We start from the raw sequence: 18252 nt of genomic DNA, 5'->3' as shown, positions 1-18252 counted from the left end.
CGTCTATTCCTTGGTTACTCGGTTGATCTCTTCGAGGCTGGTAATCCCGGCTTTGACCTTCGCCAATCCGGAGGCGCGCAGGTCCTGCAGTCCCTCGGACTTCGCGAGGTCGCGGATCTGGATTGCGTTGCCGTTCTCCATGATCACTTTGCCCATCGCGTCGCTGACCGGCATCACTTCGAAAATACCGACCCGCCCCTTGTAGCCCTTGGTGCATTTGTCGCATCCGACCGGTTTGTACACGGTCACTCCCTGGCGAACTTCTTCCTCGGTGAAGCCTTCCTCGATCAGTGCGTCGCGGGGTACGTCCTCGACTGCCTTGCAATGTTCGCACAGACGCCTGGCGAGTCGCTGCGCCATGATCAGATTGACCGACGAGGCTATGTTGAACGGCGGTACGCCCATATTGGCGAGACGCGTCAGCGTCTGCGGCGCATCGTTGGTATGCAGCGTGGACAGCACCAGGTGGCCGGTTTGCGCCGCCTTGACCGCGATCTCCGCGGTCTCGAGGTCACGGATCTCCCCGACCATCACGATGTCCGGGTCCTGACGCAGGAAGGCGCGCAGCGCCTCGGCGAACGTCAAGCCGGTCTTCGGGTTGACGTTGACCTGGTTGATTCCGGTAACCTGGATCTCGACCGGGTCCTCGGCGGTGGAGATGTTGACTTCGGGCGAGTTCAACATGTTCAGCGCGGTGTACAGCGTCACGGTCTTACCGCTACCGGTCGGGCCGGTGACCAGGATCATCCCGTACGGTTTCTTGATCGCGTGCAGGAAGTGCTTCTTCTGTTGCTCATCGAAGCCCAATGACTCGACGCCAAGCGTCGCTGCCGACGAATCGAGGATACGCAGTACGATCTTCTCGCCGTGCGAGGTCGGGCAGGTGTTCACACGGAAATCGATCGAACGGTTGCGCGACAGGACCATCTTGATGCGCCCGTCCTGAGGCACACGGCGTTCGGCGATATTGAGGCGCGACATCACCTTCAGGCGCGCTGACAGACGCGCTGCGATGTTGACCGGTGGCGTTGCTTTTTCGTGCAACATGCCGTCCTGGCGGAAGCGGATCCGATACAGTTTTTCGTAAGGTTCAAAATGGATATCTGAGGCCCCCGAGTTGATCGCATCGAGCAGGATCTTGTTGACGTAACGCACGACCGGTGCGTCGTCGATGTCGAGGTTGGAGTCGTTCTCGTCGGAATCCTCGTCACCTGCACTGATGTCGAGGTTCTCGAGGTCCTCGTCGAGTGCCTCGCTGATTGCGGTGTTCTGCGCATCCAGTGACCGATCGATGGCCGAAGCGAGTTTGTCTTCCTCGACCAGCACCGCATCTGTCGCGAGGCCGGTATGGAATTTGATCTCGTCCAGCCCGTGATGGTTCGTGGGGTCCGAGACGCCAAGGAATAGACGGTTGCCGCGCTTGATCAGTGGCAGCGCGTGATGCTTGCGGATCAGTTTCTCTTCGACCAGGTTGGTCGGCATCGCGGACGGGTCGATGGCGTCGAGGTCGAACAGCGGCACACCGTATTCGAGGGATGCTGCAAGCGCGACGTCGCGCGACGTGACCAAGCCATCACGGACCAGCACCGAGACCAGTGGCAGACTGGCAGAACTGGCGGTTTCGGTCGCGGCGCCGGCCTGCTCTTCGGTCAGGAGGCCATCCTGGACCAAGCGTCGGGCGAGGCCGCCGAGGCGCGTGATTGGGCTGGTGGTTGCCATTGTCGTGCGGGCCAACTTTATGTTGAGAAATCCGAGTCTTCCGTCATCCAACCTATAGTTCTGGTGTGCTGCGGATCGCGCGTGTCGTCACGCGTGGCGCAATCAAGCAATTCATCGGCTCGCAATCCGCCGACTTTAGGTTGTTTCCAGAATTCGATGTCCGGATCAAGGACAGGCGTCGGTGGCTGCGCCGCCAGACTCAGAGTTGCAGCAGTTGGTAAATCGATCATCGCAGCGAACCCATATTCCAGCGTTCCCGGAAAAGACACCCCACGCGTCGTAGGACGTACTGCTGATGACAGCCACAGTATAGTTGTATGCGTTCGATTTGTTTGCAGGTTCCCAGTTAAATCGACCGGAACAGGTTGGGCAGCCGTTGTACTGGGCGGCAATATTCTGAATTCCGACAAGATTTCCGGCAGTGCCATAGCTGCCGTTTTCAAGTCGAAACTCTTCCATCGGTGTGCGCAGTCCATCAAGTGATGTCTGCAGCGTAGCGAAGTGACCTTCAAGGGTGTACGAACGGTACATCGGTATGGCGATGCTCGCGATGACACTGATCACGGCGATTGTGACCATCAACTCGACAAGTGAGTAACCATTGAATTGTGCTCTGCTCAACCGGGTAACAATCCGCAAGTGATCGCCCATTGTCGTGATGCCTCCAACTGGTCTGGCGGTTTGGATGTCGTTGGGATGATGCTTTAAGTCTACTGTTGTTTTACCCGGCGGGGGGTGGAAGCTTGTTAGAGTCTCAACGGCTGGGAGCCAAACGTGCCGTCGGGAAGTCACTTCAAAAGTGACTTCCCGACAAGTGGCGAGCCCAGCGATCAGATGTTGGTTGGGTCGATGGTTGTGGTGGTGTCCTGGACGCCGGAACCGTCTGACGGGTACAGCGGACGGTCGATCGTTACGACCCCACTGGCAACCGCGATGCCAACCGAGCCATCGGCGTCAACGGCGGCGCCGTCGACGAAACCTGCACCGCCGTTCTCCGGTGCGGTCGACTTGCCATCAGGATCGATCACGGCGATCCATTCGCCTGAATCGGCCGGCATCGCCATGTTACCGCCCCTGGCGTTGTTTGCGGCCACTTTTGCCATGTGGGCGCGAACGACGCTTACAGCGCGGTCGTAGTGCTCTGTGACTTTGGAGATCCGAGCCTCCTTGATATATTCGTTGTACGCCGGGATTGCGATCGCAGCGAGGATCGCGATGATCGCGACGACGATCATGAGTTCGATAAGGGTAAAGCCTGACTGCTTCTTCATTGCGTTTCTCTCCTGGTTTGGGTCAGCGGTCGCACACACCTAACGGCCGCAGGGTTTTAAACTTTAGGGCCTGTCCCGGGTTCGGTTTCGGTGTCACCGGAAGGGCCTGTGCCCTGGGAAATGCAGAAGCTATGCCATCTTTGTAGTTAGTCAATTTATTGGCGATTTAAATAAACTTGGCGTTGCTAAACGCCCCGACAGGGACTTCAGGGCCAGATTGAGCGGGTGTTGGCCGTGTTTGCTGACGTGGTAGGGATGACGTGACGCGTCACATACTGACGAAATGCGTCAATTGACATTACCCTGGCGCGTCAGTCCTGGGGCTGGGGGGCGTCGGGACTGCGCTCCACGCCGTCGTCGATCTCGAGGCCAAGCTTGTCCAGCCGGTAGCGCAGGGCGCGGAAACTGATCCCCAGTGCCTTTGCGGCCGCGGTGCGGTTCCAGCGGGTGGCCTCGAGTGCGCGGATGATGGTCTGGCGCTCGATGCGCGCCAAATAGTCCTCGAGCCCTTCATCCGCGAGCGGGGCGTCGTCGGTCCGCGGTTCGCCGTTGCGCCGTTCGCCAAGACCGAGGTCGTCGACCGCGATCGTGTCGTCCTCGCACAATGCGGTCGCGCGTTCGAGGATGTTCTCGAGTTCGCGCACGTTCCCGGGATAGTCGTGTTCGTATAGCGCCTTGAGCGCGGCGCGATCCAGGCGCGGTTTGACGCCGCCGCTGCGGCGGGCCAGGCGCGTCAGGATATGGTCGATCATCACCAGGATATCGTCGCGGCGCGTGCGCAGCGGCGACATCGGCAATTCGATCACGTGGATGCGGTAGAACAGGTCCTGGCGGAAATCGCCGCCCTCGACCATGGCCGACAGGTCCTTGTGGGTCGCACTGATGATCCGCACGTCGACCGGCTCCTCGGTCGCGCTGCCCACTGGCCTCACCGATTTCTCCTGAATCGCGCGCAGTAGCTTGACCTGCATCGACAACGGTAGGTCCGCGACCTCGTCTAAGAACAGCGTCCCGCCGTCGGCGGTCTGAAAAAGCCCGGGTTTGTCGCGTACCGCGCCGGTAAAGCTGCCCTTCACGTGGCCAAAAAACTCGCTCTCCATCAGCTCCTGGGGGATGGCGCCGCAGTTGACGGCGACAAATGGACGCTCGGCCCGGGGACTGCGTGCATGAATCGCACGTGCGGCGAGTTCTTTGCCGGTCCCCGATTCGCCGCTGACGAACACCGGTGCCTGGTTGCGCGCCAGTTTTTCGATCAGGCGGCGGATCTCCTGCATCGCCGGGGACTTGCCAAGCAGTTCACCGTCCGCGGGGCGCTCGGGTCCATCGCCGCTCGCCTTGTCCAGCCGCAAGGCGGTCTGCACCAGGCGCCGCAGGACCGGCAGTTCGACCGGTTTCGAGACGAAGTCGAAGGCCCCTGCCTTGAGCGACTCGACCGCGGTCTGCATGTTGCCGTGCGCGGTGATCACCGCGATGGGTGTATCGGCGTGGTCGCTGGCGACGTGTCGCACAATATCGATGCCGCTGCCGTCCGGCAGGCGCATATCGACCAGGCACAGGTCGAAGCGGCGTGCGGCCAGCTCGGCCATGGCCTCCTGCACGGAGGCGGCGGTCCGGCTGTCCACGTCCATGCGAGCCAACGTGATCTCCAGCAGTTCGCGGATGTCCGGTTCGTCGTCGATGATCAGGGCGAGGGGGCGTGTCATAGCGGTTTCGCACGTCTCGGATCGGGAAAGCTTAGCCGAAAGCAGCTGCCGCCCGTCGGCTGGCTCAGGTATTCGAGGCGGATATGGTTCGCTTCGCACAGCTGGCGCGCGATATACAGCCCCAGCCCGGTGCCCTCGTTGCGGGTCGTGAAAAAGGGCTCGAACAGGTTCGTCTGGGCCTTCTTGTCGATTCCGGGGCCGTTGTCGCGCAGTTCCAGGAATGGCCCGCCGGACTCCACCGTGATGCCGCCCACCAGGCGCATCCTGAGCTGCGACGGCTCCCGGTCGAAGTGGCGCAGTGCGTTGTCGCACAGCACCTCCACGACCTGCCGCAGCTGTCCCGGATCGGCAAACACCGTGGTCCCCGGCGGTTCGATCTCCTCGTCCAGCTGCATCGCACCGAGTCTGTGCGACTGGCGGATCTCGTCAATCAGGTCGCTCAGCCAGGGTCCGAGTTGCAGCGGTTTGGGGTGGGGATTGTCCTGGCGCGACAGCTTCAGGATGTTCTCCACCACCTCGTTCACGCGCCGGGAGTTGTGGCGGATGATCTCGATCATGCGGTTGTCCGCCGGCGGCAGGTCCGGCGATTCGTCGAGCAGTTGTGCGGCATGGCTGATCGCGCCCAACGGGTTGCGAATTTCGTGTGCGATGCCAGCGGTGAGCCGTCCGAGCGATGCCAGTTTGAGCTGCTGAACTTCGGCGGTCAGCCGCGCCGTGTCCTCGAGCACGATCAAGGTGCTCGGCGGAAGGGTGTCGCCGATCAGGGTGAAGCTTGCGCGCAGGTCGCGGCCGCCCGAGGTGGCGCGAAAGTCGGGTCGCTGCACATCCGGGTGCCTGCGCCATTGCACAAACTGATGCGCCAGGGGCGGCGAGGCCTGTTCGAGCGGGTAATGGCGCATCGCGACCGGCATGCCGAGCAACACCCAGGCCGCTTCGTTCATCACCTGTATGACCGTCTCCTGGTCGATCACGATGATCCCGGCACGCATCTGCTGGATCACGTAGTCGTTCAGCTGCGCGAGATTTGCCAGGTCCGAACCACGCTGATGGGCCAACCGCTCGCTCTCGGCCGCGCGCCTGCCGAGGCGGTGCGCCAGCAGCGCCAGGGCGAAAAACGAGGCCCCCAGCATACCGGCCTGCGCATAGGCGGTGTCGTGGAAGGCATGCGTAAAATGCGAATAGATCCGCTCGGTCAACACTGCCAACGATGCCAGCGCTGCGAACAACAGCGTGGTGCGCCCAACCATGCTCAGGCTGCCCAATGCGATCGATACCGCGATCAGCATCCCCAGGCCCGAGGTCACGCCGCCGCTCGCATGCATCATCACCGTGATCAGCACGATATCGACGAAAACCGCGATCTGGCCTTGGGTTTCGGTGTCGCCGACCTGGCGCAGGTAGAGGAGCAGACCCACCACCGCGACCCCGACGTAGAGGTGCATCGCGACGGTGAACACATGAGGCAGGAAGGTTCCGAGCGGACCGCGTCCGATGCCGAAATACACCAACAGCAGCGCGACCCCGAGTGCGACCCGGTAGATCAGGTAGATGCCGAGGTGCGAACCCTCGTCGCCCCCGTCGGCGGGCATATGCGGGATGTCAGGTCTGTCCAACGGCCGGCTCATGTGCATCGGGCGCCATCGCGATCGGGTATCGGCGGCGGAGACAAATAATCAACAGTGATCCGTTATTTTGCGCTGGCCGCCTTTCTGCACGAGAATGCGGCCTTCCGTCCGCATACGGAGACGAGTGGTGAACCTACACGAATTCCAGTCCAAAAAGCTATTCGCCGGTTACGGCATCCCTGTGCCGCTTGGCTATGCGGTGGACAACGCGCGCGATGCGCGCCAGGTGGCCGAGGAACTGGGCGGTGGGCGCTGGGTGGTGAAGGCGCAGGCGCACACCGGCGGTCGCGGCAAGGCCGGCGGCGTGGTGCTGGTTGACAGCCCGGAAAAGGTCGAGCGCGAAGCGGCGCGCATTCTGGCCAATCGCATCGTGACCAGGCAGACCGGTCCGGCCGGACTGCCGGTGAGTTACATCCTCGTCGAGGAGCCCACCGATATCGCGGCGGAGCTGTACCTGAGTGCGCTGGTCGACCGCGCCAGTCGTCGCGTACTGGTGATGGCCTCGCGCGCCGGCGGCATGAACATCGAAGAGGTTGCCGCAGAGACACCCGAAAAGATCATCACGACATTGATCGATCCGGCGGCGGGCGTTCAGCCCTACCAGGCCCGGCGCCTCGGTTTCGCGCTCGGTTTCGATGCCGACCAGGTGAAGCAGTTCCAGAAGATTCTGTTCGGCCTGATCAAGCTGTTTCACATGGAGGACGCGAGCCTGGTCGAGATCAACCCGCTGGTCGTCACCGCCGACGGCAATCTGATCGCGCTCGACGCGAAGATCAACCTAGATGGCAATGCGCTGTATCGCCACAAGGACCTGCAGGCGATGCGCGATGTCAGCCAGGAGGATCCACGCGAGGCGGCCGCAGCCGAGCATGAACTGAACTACATCACGCTGGACGGCAACATCGGCTGCATGGTCAACGGTGCAGGATTGGCGATGGCGACGATGGACCTGGTCCAGCTACATGGCGGTGCCCCGGCCAACTTTCTCGACGTCGGCGGCGGTACCACGGCGGAACGCGTCGCAGAGGCCTTCAAGATCATCCTTTCCGATGACAAGGTGAAGGCCGTGCTCGTGAACATCTTCGGCGGCATCGTGCGTTGTGATCTGATCGCCGAGGGCATCATCGCGGCGGTGCGAGAGGTTGGCATCGGGGTCCCGGTGGTGATCCGCCTCGAGGGGACCAATGCCGAACAGGGGCTGAAGCTGCTCGACGAAAGCGGTCTGGCACTCGAGACCGCATCCGATCTGACCGAGGCGGCCGAAAAGGTCGTCGCCGCGGCGGCCTGAACAGCGAACGAGGCGGATGCAATGAGTATATTGGTCAACAAGAACACCAAGGTGATCTGCCAGGGATTTACCGGCAAACAGGGCACCTTCCATTCCCAGCAGGCGATCGCCTACGGAACCCGGCTCGTTGGCGGGGTGACTCCCGGAAAGGGGGGGCAGACGCACCTCGACCGGCCGGTATTCGATACGGTGCACGATGCGGTCGCCGAAACCGGCGCCGATGCGACGATGATCTATGTGCCGGCGGCGTTCGCGGCGGACGCGATACTCGAGGCGGCGGAGGCGGGTATAAAGGTGGTGGTGTGCATCACTGAAGGTATCCCGGTGCTCGACATGCTCAAGGTGCGGGCCGCGCTGGCCGGTAGCGACGTGCGTCTCGTCGGGCCGAACTGTCCGGGCGTGATCACGCCGGGTGGGTGCAAGATCGGCATCATGCCGGGCGCCATCCATAAGAAGGGCAAGATCGGCATTGTCTCGCGTTCCGGCACCCTGACCTACGAGGCGGTGTTTCAGACGACTCGGCAGGGGTTGGGTCAGAGCACCTGTGTCGGCATAGGCGGCGATCCGATCCACGGTATGAACTTCATCGATTGTCTCGAACTGTTCCAGAAAGACCGGCAGACCAAAGGCATCGTGATGGTCGGCGAGATCGGCGGCAGCGCCGAGGAGGATGCGGCGGAGTTCATCGCCGACAGGGTGACCAAACCGGTGGTCGCCTACATCGCCGGTGTTACTGCCCCGCCCGGCAAGCGCATGGGGCACGCCGGCGCGATCATCAGCGGCGGCAAGGGGACTGCCGAGGGCAAGTTCGCGGCGCTCGACGCCGCCGGTGTTACTATCGTACGTTCGCCCGCACAGATCGGCGCGCGCATGGCCGAGTTGCTCGGCTGATCCCACCGCTTTTTTGTCGCGTCCGAAAGCGACGGTGCGCTGATGTTCTTTCTCCGCACGCTTGGTGTACGCTAGAGAATCCGCCGCCCACGTGGCAACCGCCCGCATAGCGACGGCGTCGCTGCGATGCGCCCGCTGCCGCCACCTACCGACCGCTTGCCAGCATCGTGCGCGGATTGCGTCATGGGCATCGGCTTCCGCTGTGGGTGTGCGGTGTCCGGAAGTGGTGTTTCAAAGGAGATCCAGACAAGTTGTCCATCACCGTTGCACTAGCACAGATCAATCTGCTGGTTGGCGATATCACCGGCAACGCCCGGCAGGTGATCGATTGCGCCGAACGGCTGCGGGGGCAGGCCGATATCGTCGTATTCCCCGAACTCACCCTGACGTCGTATCCACCTGAGGACCTGTTGTTGCGACCGGCCTGCGATGCGCGCGTGTCACGTGCGCTGCACGATATCGCAGAGGCGGCCGTTGGCATCACCCTGGTCGTCGGCTACCCCGCCATGCGCGATGGCCTTCGATACAACGTCGCCGGCGTGCTACGCGACGGTGTGCTGGAAGCGGAGTACCGCAAGATGCAGCTGCCGAATTACAGCGTGTTCGACGAGCGGCGCTACTTTGAACCTGGCGCGAACGCCGTGGTGTTTCACCAGGGAGGCGTGCGATTCGGCGTGACCATCTGCGAGGACGTGTGGTTTGACACGCCGGTACAACGTGCGGCATCCGCCGGCGCACAGGTGCTACTGAACCTCAACGCATCCCCTTTCCATCGCGGCAAGGCCGCTGAGCGCGAGGAACTGGTCGCCAAGCGCGCGGCACGCTTCGGTGTTTCGGTCGTGTATGTGAACCTGGTCGGCGGCCAGGACGAACTGGTATTCGATGGCGGGTCGTTCGTGGTCGATGCGCGAGGCACGATCAAGCACAGGACCGGTTTCTTCGAACAAAGCGAATCCTTGGTGACGTTCGAAAAGGGCGTGCCGCAGTCCGGCGCGATTGCCGCTTTTCTCGACGAAGATGAGCAGGTGTATCGGGCGCTGGTAATGGGCGTACGCGACTACGTGCACAAGAACGGGTTTTCGCGGGTCGTGCTCGGCCTCTCCGGCGGCATCGATTCGGCGGTCACCTTGACGATTGCGGTGGACGCACTCGGCGCCGGCAACGTAACGACCGTTGCAATGCCGTCACGTTACACCGCGGCGATCAGCAACGATGACGCTGCGCTGCAGGCGCAGCGGCTCGGCGTGGAACACCTGACGATCTCGATCGAACCGGCCTTCAACGCCTTCCTCGAGATCCTTTCCGGAACCTTCGCCGGTGCCGAGCCCGACATCACCGAAGAGAATATCCAGGCGCGTTGTCGCGGGATCATACTGATGGCGATCAGCAACAAGCGCGGCTGCATGTTGCTCACTACCGGCAACAAGAGTGAGATGTCGGTGGGTTATGCAACCCTGTACGGAGACATGGCCGGGGGGTTCGCACCGTTGAAAGACGTTCACAAACTCCTCGTCTATCGTCTGGCGCGATGGCGCAACCGCGATGGCGAAGTGATTCCGCAGCGGGTGATTGATCGTCCGCCGTCTGCGGAGCTGCGTGCGGACCAGAAAGACAGCGACAGCCTGCCTGACTACGAGATGCTCGATGGCATACTCGCGCTGTACGTCGAGCAGGACAAGTCGCCGACCGAGATCGTCGCCCTGGGTTATGAACGCGCGGTGGTGGAGAGGGTCGCCAGACTGGTCGATCGCAACGAATACAAGCGTCGTCAGGCGCCGCCGGGAGTGAAGATCTCTCGTCGCGCCTACGGGCGCGACCGCCGCTATCCCATCGTCAACGGATTCTGACTACAATGACGCGCCAGGCGCGTCAGGCACAACAGGATCCCGCAGGAGGACCACATGAAAAAGATCGAGGCCATCATCAAGCCGTTCAAGCTGGACGACGTACGCGAGAGCCTGTCCAACATCGGAGTGACCGGCATGACCGCGATCGAGGTGAAGGGTTTCGGCCGGCAGAAGGGGCACACCGAATTGTATCGCGGTGCCGAGTACGTGGTGGATTTCCTGCCGAAACTGAAGATCGAGATCGTGGTTGTCGAGGATCAGGTGGACGCGTGCATCGAGGCGATCACCAGTGCTGCCCGCACCGGCAAGATCGGCGATGGCAAGATCTTCGTCACCAGCGTCGAAAAAGTCGTGCGGATCCGTACCGGCGAACAGGACAACGACGCCATCTGAAAGCGCTCGGCGCGGTTCGGATTCCCTGTCAGGCCTGCCAGCGACTGGCAGGCCCCGCCGTGTGGCCGGCCGATCGTTGCAGCGCTCAGTTCTGATCGAGTTCGAAGTACTCCCACAGTTGCCGGCCCCAAGACTTGGTTGCCGTCTTGCGAGGGTCGGCGATCAGGCTACCGTTGTTTTCGTTGAGTGCGAGCACGCGACGTGCATCGTCCTCGAGTTCAGTCATGCCCAGCTTGCCGTATGCCGCGATCATGACCTCGAGCGCGTCGCGTACCGCCGGCGTACGCTGATAGTTCTGTATCACGTACTCGGCACGGTTGGCCGCGGCGAGAAAGGCCCCGCGCCTCATGTAGTAACGGGCGACGTTCACCTCGTGCCAGGCGAGGTTGTTGCGCAGGTAGAGCATGCGCTGCGCCGCATCGAGCGCGTAATCGCTGTCGGGGAATTTGTTCACGACTTCAGCGAAGTCGTTGTATGAATCGAGCGCCGCTCCGGGATCACGTTGCGAAGCGTCGGTCGGTACGAAACGGTCGATGAAGCCGATGTTGCGGTTGAAGTTGATCAGCCCGCGCAAGTAATAGGCGTAGGCGGTCGCCGGGTGCCCGGGGTGCAGCTTGATGAATCGGTCGGCTGCGGCCAGTGCGGACTCCGGTTCGGAAAAGCGGTAGTACGCATACGCGAGGTTGATCTGTGACTGGTGCGCATACTTGCCGAACGGATAGCGTGACTCGAGGATCTCGTAGTACTTGATCGCCCGCTCATAGTTGCCGCCGTTCATCTCGTCGGTCGCTTCGGTGTACAGCTTCTGCTGGCTCCAGGTCAGGGTCTCATCCTTTTCCTCGAACGCCGAGCAGCCGCCCAGTAGCAGGATAGACAGCAAAATTGGCCAGCGCATGCGCAACATGGGCGATAATCCCTGATTCCGAACTGGCCGACGATTATACCGGAAGCGACTTGCCTGATCAGACACCGCATGAGCAGATCCTCGAGGCGACGGTAGGCGACGACCTGGCCGGCGTACGCCTCGACCAGGCGCTGGCCAGCCTGTTCCCGGATTATTCGCGCAGTCGATTGCAGGCCTGGACGCGTGACGGCCGGGTCAGCGTCAATGGCCAGCAACGTCGCCCACGCGATCCTGTCGGTCCGGGCGATCGGCTGCAGTTGCGTGCCTTGGTCGAGCAGCAGGTGGCCTGCGTCGCGCAGGATATTCCGCTCAATATCGTGTTTGAGGACCAGCACCTGCTGGTCATCGACAAGCCGGCCGGGCTGGTCGTGCATCCGGCTGCCGGGAACCCGGACGGCACCGTTCAGAATGCGCTGTTGCACCACGATCCCGCGCTGGCCGAGCTGCCGCGCGCCGGTATCGTGCACCGGCTGGACAAGGACACCACCGGCCTGATGGTCATCGGCCGGACCCAGGCGGCGCACAAACGCCTGGTCGAGGCGATGTCCGCGCGCCAGATCCACCGCGAATACCGCGCCCTGGTGGTCGGCGGAATGCCCGCGGGAGGGACGATCGACCTGCCGATCGGCCGGCATCCGACCCAGCGCACGCGCATGGCGGTGAATCCGCTCGGCCGTCCCGCGGTCACCCATTTCCGCGTACTGGAACACTTCCGCGGACACACCTTGCTAAAGGTGGTACTCGAGACCGGGCGTACCCACCAGATCCGGGTGCACCTTGCGCACCTGCGCCATCCGGTGTTCGGCGACCCGGTCTACGGCGGACGTCTGCAGCTGCCGCGCGGTGCGTCGGACGCGCTCAAACAGGTGTTGCGTGGTTTTCATCGCCAGGCCCTGCATGCCAAGCGCCTGGATCTCAATCACCCGATCAGCGGTCGGGCACTGCGTTTCAGCTGTCCGATACCGGCGGACATGCGCACGGTGATCGATGCCCTGGCCGAGGATGCGAGCGTTCATTGGCACGATCGCGACTACGACGACACCGATGACGGCGGGACCCTGGACGCTTACGAGGGCCCCGATGGGTATGACGATGGCATCGACGATTGAGTGCATCTACCCGGACTGGACCGCGCCGTCAGGGGTGAAGGCCTGTTGCACGACGCGTGTCGGTGGCGTGAGCCGGGGTGACTGGGCCAGCCTCAACCTGGCCGATCATGTCGAAGACGATCCGGCAGACGTGGCGTGCAATCGCCAACGGCTGCAGCGCTTCCTGCAGTTGCCATCCGAACCGCAATGGCTGCGCCAGGTCCACGGCACTGCGGTGAAGCGCCGCGGAGCTATGTTGGAATGCGCCGATGCCTGCTTCGAAGACCGGCGTGGCGCGGTGTGCGTGGTGCTGACGGCCGATTGCCTGCCGGTGCTGTTGTGCAACACCTCAGGTACCCGGGTGGCAGCCGTGCACGCCGGTTGGCGCGGGCTGCTCGCCGGGGTGCTCGAGCAGGCCGTGGCCGCATTCGGCGAAGACCCGGCGCAGTTGCTCGCCTGGATGGGGCCGGCGATCGGGCCCGATGTATTCGAGGTCGGCGACGAGGTCCATGTGGCCTTCGTCGACGAGGATCCGGCGAGTGAGGCGCATTTCGTGGCACACGGCGCGGGCCACTGGCTCGCTGATCTGTACGGCTTGGCCAGCTTCCGCCTGCACCGCTGCGGCATTGAGCGGGTCAGCGGCGGCGGGTTCTGCACCTTCAGTATGCCGCAACGGTTCTTCTCCTACCGCCGCGACGGCATTACCGGCAGAATGGCCAGCCTGATCTGGCTGCAACCTTGAACGGCACGAGGCGAACCCCATGAACAACCACTGGTACATGCTGACGCTCATCGGCGAGGACAAACCGGGCATCGTCGCCGCGGTCACCCAGGCGCTGTTCGATCTGGGGCTGAATCTCGGAGAGACCTCGATGCTGCGGCTCGGCGGCAACTTCACGATCATGATGATGGTCTCTGGAATCCACGGGGAAGATGAACTGCGCGGCCGGCTGAAACCCGTTATCGAGGCGCAGGGGATGTGTCTTCACGTCGATCCGATCCGTGCCCACCTGCACGAACATGTGTTGCCGAACATCCAGGTCACCGTCAGCGGCGCCGATCGTGCCGGGATCGTCGCCCAAGTCACGGCTGCCCTGGCCGCGTGTGGCTTCAACATCCTCGATCTGGAGTCCGACGTTGCCGGCACGCGCGCCAAACCGGTGTACATCATGCAGATATCCGGAGTCGCCGATGTGCCGGTCGAGGCGATCGATGCGTCGCTGGATGCGTTGCGCCGGGACGGCGTGGACGTCAACGTGAACGCCATTGAGACCTACATCGGCTGAGGCTGCCCGTGGCTATCCTCGAAATACTGACGTTGCCCGAACCCGCGCTCAAAAACGTCTCCGAGCCGGTCACGGTATTCGACGATGAGTTGCGCGCCTTCATCGACGACCTCGAAGAGACCCGGCGCAATGGTCCGGCCGCGGTCGGCATTGCGGCGCCGCAGGTCGGGCGATTTCAAAGGGTGGTGATCATCGACTGCTCGACGACTCGCAAGCCGGTACCGAACCATGGCCGCCTGGTGCTGGTGAACCCCGAGATCACGCATTGGGAGGGGCACGAGATGGGGCGCGAGGGGTGCCTTTCAGTGCCCGACTATACCGGCAATGTCATCCGCGCCACCCGTATCCGTCTGGTCGCCCAGGATCCGCAGGGTGCGCAGCTGGAGTTCGACATGGAGGGTTACGAGGCGCGTGCCATACAGCACGAGATCGACCACCTCGACGGTATGCTGTTCGTCGACCGCGTGGTCAGCCGGCGCACCGACCTGTTCAAGCGCAAGGTCTATCAAAAAGGCGGTGACCGGGGGTCCGGCTGAGCCTGTCCGCCGGTTCCGCGCCAGTCGACAAGCCGCTCACAGGTCGGACGCCGGTAGCGGTGGTGGCAACAGTTCCGGGATGGAAAATGGCCCGGAGTCCTGGGTGCGGGTGAGGGGCAGTATCAGCGGCGAGCGCGCTGCGCCCGGCCCGATGGGCACGAACCGCATCACCGCGTCGAGGATATGGTCACCGTTGATGTCGGCAAAATCCACGCCAATCAGGCGTAGGCTAGGAACGCTCGCATCCGGGTCGCAGAGGATCCCGTCGGGACCGACGAACATCTGCCCATAGAACAACCCGTCGTTCAACACGCATTCGACCAGGGTCTTGTCCGGAGCGTTGGCGATAGGCTGGATCAATGCGAACTGATGCAGCATATTGAAGCCGGCAGCTGTCCAGGGCTCACAGCCGATGTAGGTGCCGGGACCGGCACCCACAGTGCATTGGGCAATCGGCATATCGCTCAACCGCGCATTCATGAAGTCATACGTGGAGACGTGGTCTTCGACCTCCTGCATCGGATGACGGTGCAGGAATTCGTGATATCGGCAGTCCGCTTCGACCTTCTGCCATAGCCGGCGGTCGAGGATCGTGCCCTTGAACGTCGCACCTCCCTGGATTGCGCCGAGCACGTCGCCGCACTCGCCGGGTACCGAAAAACGCCGCCGCTGAAAGCGATCCACCGGGAGGTCGGCGACGTAACTGCTTACCCGCCGACCGGTGATCGGTTCCGCAAAATAGGCCTCAAGTTGCAGGTCGTCCGCGCCCGCCGCCGGGCGGAGCCAGGCGATGCCCGCGAGCATACAGAGCGCGACCCAGCATTTTTTTCCCAGGCTCCGCGGTTCCTGTGGTGGTCTGTTGCTTGTTGAAGGCCAGGCGCTCATTTTTTTTCGTCCTCCTCGGCCATACCGAACTGTGGATTGCGCACGCGTTCGATGAACGACACCCAGCGGCAGCTGACGTTGCTCGCCAGATTGATAAACAGGCGCGAAGCGATAAACGGGTGAAAATAGGTGACATTCGAGATCGCCTCGCGCGTCAGCTCCATCAACGTCGCCGGCGTCAGCGCAATCGCGTTCGTCTTGCGCGGTTCGTCAGCCAACATTGCAATATCGCCGAATACCTGACCGGCACTGAACTGGTCCACGACCGGGTCGGCACCGCCGCCGGTCCGTCTGGGGACCGTTATCTCGACCACACCTTTCATCACAAGGTATAGCGCATTGCTGTCGTCGTTGAGGCGGTAGACGTAATCGCCGGGCCGGAGTTCGATCAGGGTGCTCGACAGCACGAACTTACGGATCTGCCATGGCCGCATGTCGCGGAACAATGGACTGCTCGGAATGATCTGGTGGCGGACCCGTGCCGACAGCAGTTCCCACAGAGTGACCAGCCGCAGAGAGCCGATGGCCAGCGGCGTGATGACGAAGTCGGCGAGCAATGCGGTCAGTATCACCAGGGCACTCAACTGGCCGAACTGAGCGACCGGTGAAAAACCCGACCCCCCGAAGATGAGAAATCCGATACCCAGCGCCACGGATGTCGAAACGACCGGCAATGCCTCTTCGTAGATCGTCGCCTGCATTGCGCGATTCTGACTTTTCGATGTGCGCAGTTCCTGGTTGTAGCGCAGCATGAAATGCAAGGTGTCGTCGACCGCGATGCCGATCGCGATCGCTGCGGCCATGGTCGTGCCGATGTTCAGCGGAATCTCCGCATAGCCCATAACGCCGAACAGTATGATCACCGGGAAGATATTGGGCAGCGCGGCCAGCAGGCCGACACGCAGATCGGTAAACAGGAACGCGACGATCAACACGAAGAACGTGAGGATCAGCAGGACTGATTGCAGCTGACCGAGGATCATGCTGTTGGTCGCTGAAAGCGTCAGCATGGAGTCTCCGGTGATCCGGGCACTGAGTCCGCGGTCGAGGTGCTCGTCGAGGTAGCCACGCACCTGTTTTAGAATGGCACCGAGTTGTTCTGCGGTCGCATTGTTGTGTCGGACCAGCACGCGGGCTCGACTGTAATCCTCGGTCACGTACGCCTTTACCCGGTCATGGTCGAGGAAGATCATCAGTTCCGCGATCTCGTCGTTGGTCCGCGGCAGTCCGGCCTTGTCACTCTCGAGCAGCGCGTTGTTCAGCAGCGTGAGGTAGTCTCCAAATGACGTCACCGACATGCCGCTGTCGATTCCCTGGATGAATTCCTGCACCTTGACCAAGTCTTCGAGGTAGCGAGCGTGCAGGAAAGTGTCCTGGATCCCGGAGTCGATCACCACTGAGAAGGACTCGAGCCCGGCGAACTTTTCGTTGAGGCGCTCGATGTGCTGTGCGACAGCCGAAGCCTCGCCCAGGCTGTCGGTCGGATTGTGATTGACCTTGATGCGCGGGATGCCGGTGGCTGCGATCGCGGCGAGCAGCGTCAGCAAGGCGAACGCCTGCCAGCGGTGACGGATGAGAAAGCGCCAGTATGCGGCGGCCCATCCCTGGGTCTGCCGGTCGAACATCCGGGTGCGTCCGTCGATGTGCCAGCGGCCGGCAATCGCGAGGGCGGCCGGGATGAACACAATTGTGACCACGAAGTTGAAGAGCAGGCCGGTCGAGGCGACCAGGCCAAACTGGCTGAGTACCTCGATACCACTGAAGCCCACCGAGAAGAATCCGGCATAGGTGGTCACGAAGGTGAGCAGCACGGTGCGCCCCATCTTGCGTGCCATGTGGGCCAATGCGCGCGCGACGGTGTTTCCGCGCCGTTGCGCATGCCGGAACTCGGCGAGGAGATGGATGTCTTCGGTCGATCCGACAACGATCAACAGGATGGGAATGGTTGATGTCACGACGTTGATGGGCACGCCGAGCCAGCCCATCAGCCCGAACGTCCAGATGATACTGACGCCCGCGGTGATCAAGGGGGTGACGATGTCCAGCAGCTGCCGCAGCAGCACGAACAACACGAGCAGCAGTGCACCGACTGCCAGCGGCATCAGCTTGTACTGTTCTTCGATGATGCGGCTGGCGATCTCGGTACGCACCTGGGCGAAACCGATCGGATAGGCGCGTTCGTACACTGTCAGCAGCGGTTCAACGGCCTTGTCGATCGCGTTGGTGACGACATCGTCGTCGTATTCCCGGTCCTTCTCCTTCAGCACCACCGCGACCGCCATGGCGTGGCCGTCGGCGGACACCAGCACGTTCCGGATCAGCGGATTCTTCAGGGCTTCGGCCAACAGCGCCTGGCCTTCTTCAGCGGTTGCCGGAATCTTTGCGAGATAGGGTTCCTTGTCCAGGTAACCCTCGACGCTCTTGACATGCGGTGCGCTGAACAGGCTCTCGGTACGCGCAACGAACGGCAGTGATTCGAGGTCGTTGATGACACGCTGCAACACAGTGAGTTGCTCGGGCGTCAGCAGTCGCTCGCCTTCGACCACGAGCAACACGATCTTTTCTTCGCCGAACGCGGCCTTGACCTCTTCGTAGAAGGCTCGCTGGGGGTCGTTGATCACCAGCATCTCGTCGGACGACACCTTTACGCGCAGCTTGGTGACCTGGCTGGCGGCGATCACCGTCGCAATGAGCAGCAGTGTGAGCCACAGCCAGGGTCGACGGGCGAACTGGATCAACAGGTGCTGCATGCAACGGGTTCCAAGCGGTAGTCGGCCGGATTGTAGCCGGCATTCGGTGCCGGCCGGGAGTTGGCG

General features: G+C 62.4%; 16 protein-coding genes. 8 read left to right on the top strand and 8 right to left on the bottom strand.

The window, feature by feature from the left end; translation table 11 throughout:
- Positions 1-3 precede the first annotated feature (3 nt).
- The 5 genes from pilB to H6955_05895 form a co-directional block, all read right to left on the bottom strand.
- Complete coding sequence (gene pilB / locus H6955_05915) at positions 4-1719, bottom strand: type IV-A pilus assembly ATPase PilB (GenBank protein ID MCP5313071.1); 1716 nt, start codon at positions 1717-1719, stop codon at positions 4-6.
- A 165-nt stretch (positions 1720-1884) separates the two neighbouring features.
- Positions 1885-2370 (bottom strand): prepilin-type N-terminal cleavage/methylation domain-containing protein, encoded by a 486-nt coding sequence (locus tag H6955_05910; protein ID MCP5313070.1) that lies wholly within the window; start codon positions 2368-2370, stop codon positions 1885-1887.
- A gap of 179 nt (positions 2371-2549) precedes the next feature.
- The gene (locus H6955_05905; GenBank protein ID MCP5313069.1) at positions 2550-2990 is read right to left on the bottom strand and encodes a prepilin-type N-terminal cleavage/methylation domain-containing protein; all 441 of its coding nucleotides are present in this window, start codon (positions 2988-2990) and stop codon (positions 2550-2552) included.
- A 311-nt stretch (positions 2991-3301) separates the two neighbouring features.
- The gene (locus tag H6955_05900) at positions 3302-4693 is read right to left on the bottom strand and encodes a sigma-54-dependent Fis family transcriptional regulator (GenBank protein MCP5313068.1); all 1392 of its coding nucleotides are present in this window, start codon (positions 4691-4693) and stop codon (positions 3302-3304) included.
- Positions 4690-6306, bottom strand: coding sequence for a histidine kinase (locus tag H6955_05895; GenBank protein ID MCP5313067.1), 1617 nt, complete (start codon positions 6304-6306; stop codon positions 4690-4692). The genes H6955_05900 and H6955_05895 overlap by 4 nt, the downstream gene beginning before the upstream one ends.
- A gap of 139 nt (positions 6307-6445) precedes the next feature.
- Here H6955_05895 and sucC point away from each other — a divergent pair, with 139 nt between their 5' ends.
- From sucC to H6955_05875, 4 genes are all read left to right on the top strand, one after another.
- Positions 6446-7606, top strand: a complete 1161-nt coding sequence (gene sucC, locus H6955_05890; GenBank protein ID MCP5313066.1) for an ADP-forming succinate--CoA ligase subunit beta — start codon at positions 6446-6448, stop codon at positions 7604-7606.
- A 21-nt stretch (positions 7607-7627) separates the two neighbouring features.
- Positions 7628-8497, top strand: coding sequence for a succinate--CoA ligase subunit alpha (sucD, locus tag H6955_05885; GenBank protein ID MCP5313065.1), 870 nt, complete (start codon positions 7628-7630; stop codon positions 8495-8497).
- A gap of 251 nt (positions 8498-8748) precedes the next feature.
- The gene (locus H6955_05880) at positions 8749-10344 is read left to right on the top strand and encodes an NAD+ synthase (protein MCP5313064.1); all 1596 of its coding nucleotides are present in this window, start codon (positions 8749-8751) and stop codon (positions 10342-10344) included.
- Positions 10345-10398: 54 nt separating this feature from the next.
- On the top strand, positions 10399-10737 hold the full coding sequence (locus H6955_05875; GenBank protein ID MCP5313063.1) for a P-II family nitrogen regulator: 339 nt from the start codon (positions 10399-10401) through the stop codon (positions 10735-10737).
- 85 nt (positions 10738-10822) lie between these two features.
- On the opposite strand, the gene H6955_05870 is transcribed toward H6955_05875, so the two are convergent.
- The gene (locus H6955_05870; protein ID MCP5313062.1) at positions 10823-11641 is read right to left on the bottom strand and encodes an outer membrane protein assembly factor BamD; all 819 of its coding nucleotides are present in this window, start codon (positions 11639-11641) and stop codon (positions 10823-10825) included.
- A gap of 50 nt (positions 11642-11691) precedes the next feature.
- Between H6955_05870 and rluD the strand changes: the two genes are divergently transcribed.
- From rluD to def, 4 genes are read left to right on the top strand one after another with little or no spacing between them, the layout of a single operon-like run.
- On the top strand, positions 11692-12750 hold the full coding sequence (rluD, locus tag H6955_05865; protein ID MCP5313061.1) for a 23S rRNA pseudouridine(1911/1915/1917) synthase RluD: 1059 nt from the start codon (positions 11692-11694) through the stop codon (positions 12748-12750).
- Complete coding sequence (gene pgeF, locus H6955_05860) at positions 12734-13471, top strand: peptidoglycan editing factor PgeF (protein MCP5313060.1); 738 nt, start codon at positions 12734-12736, stop codon at positions 13469-13471. The genes rluD and pgeF overlap by 17 nt, the downstream gene beginning before the upstream one ends.
- 37 nt (positions 13472-13508) lie before the next feature.
- The gene (locus H6955_05855; GenBank protein MCP5313059.1) at positions 13509-14015 is read left to right on the top strand and encodes an amino acid-binding protein; all 507 of its coding nucleotides are present in this window, start codon (positions 13509-13511) and stop codon (positions 14013-14015) included.
- A gap of 8 nt (positions 14016-14023) precedes the next feature.
- Positions 14024-14551 carry a peptide deformylase gene (gene def, locus H6955_05850; GenBank protein MCP5313058.1) on the top strand — a complete coding sequence of 176 codons (528 nt, stop codon included), beginning with the start codon at positions 14024-14026 and terminating at the stop codon, positions 14549-14551.
- A 36-nt stretch (positions 14552-14587) separates the two neighbouring features.
- Here the strand turns inward: def and H6955_05845 are convergent, their stop codons facing one another.
- Both H6955_05845 and H6955_05840 read right to left on the bottom strand, forming a co-directional pair.
- Positions 14588-15355 (bottom strand): hypothetical protein, encoded by a 768-nt coding sequence (locus H6955_05845; protein MCP5313057.1) that lies wholly within the window; start codon positions 15353-15355, stop codon positions 14588-14590.
- Positions 15356-15432: 77 nt separating this feature from the next.
- A complete protein-coding gene (locus tag H6955_05840) occupies positions 15433-18186 on the bottom strand; it encodes an MMPL family transporter (GenBank protein ID MCP5313056.1) in 2754 nt (917 codons plus the stop codon).
- Positions 18187-18252 lie beyond the last annotated feature (66 nt).

This window comes from Chromatiaceae bacterium, from assembly GCA_024235395.1.
GTDB lineage: Bacteria > Pseudomonadota > Gammaproteobacteria > Chromatiales > Chromatiaceae > Thiosocius.
This window is presented reverse-complemented; position numbering and strand designations above follow the sequence as displayed.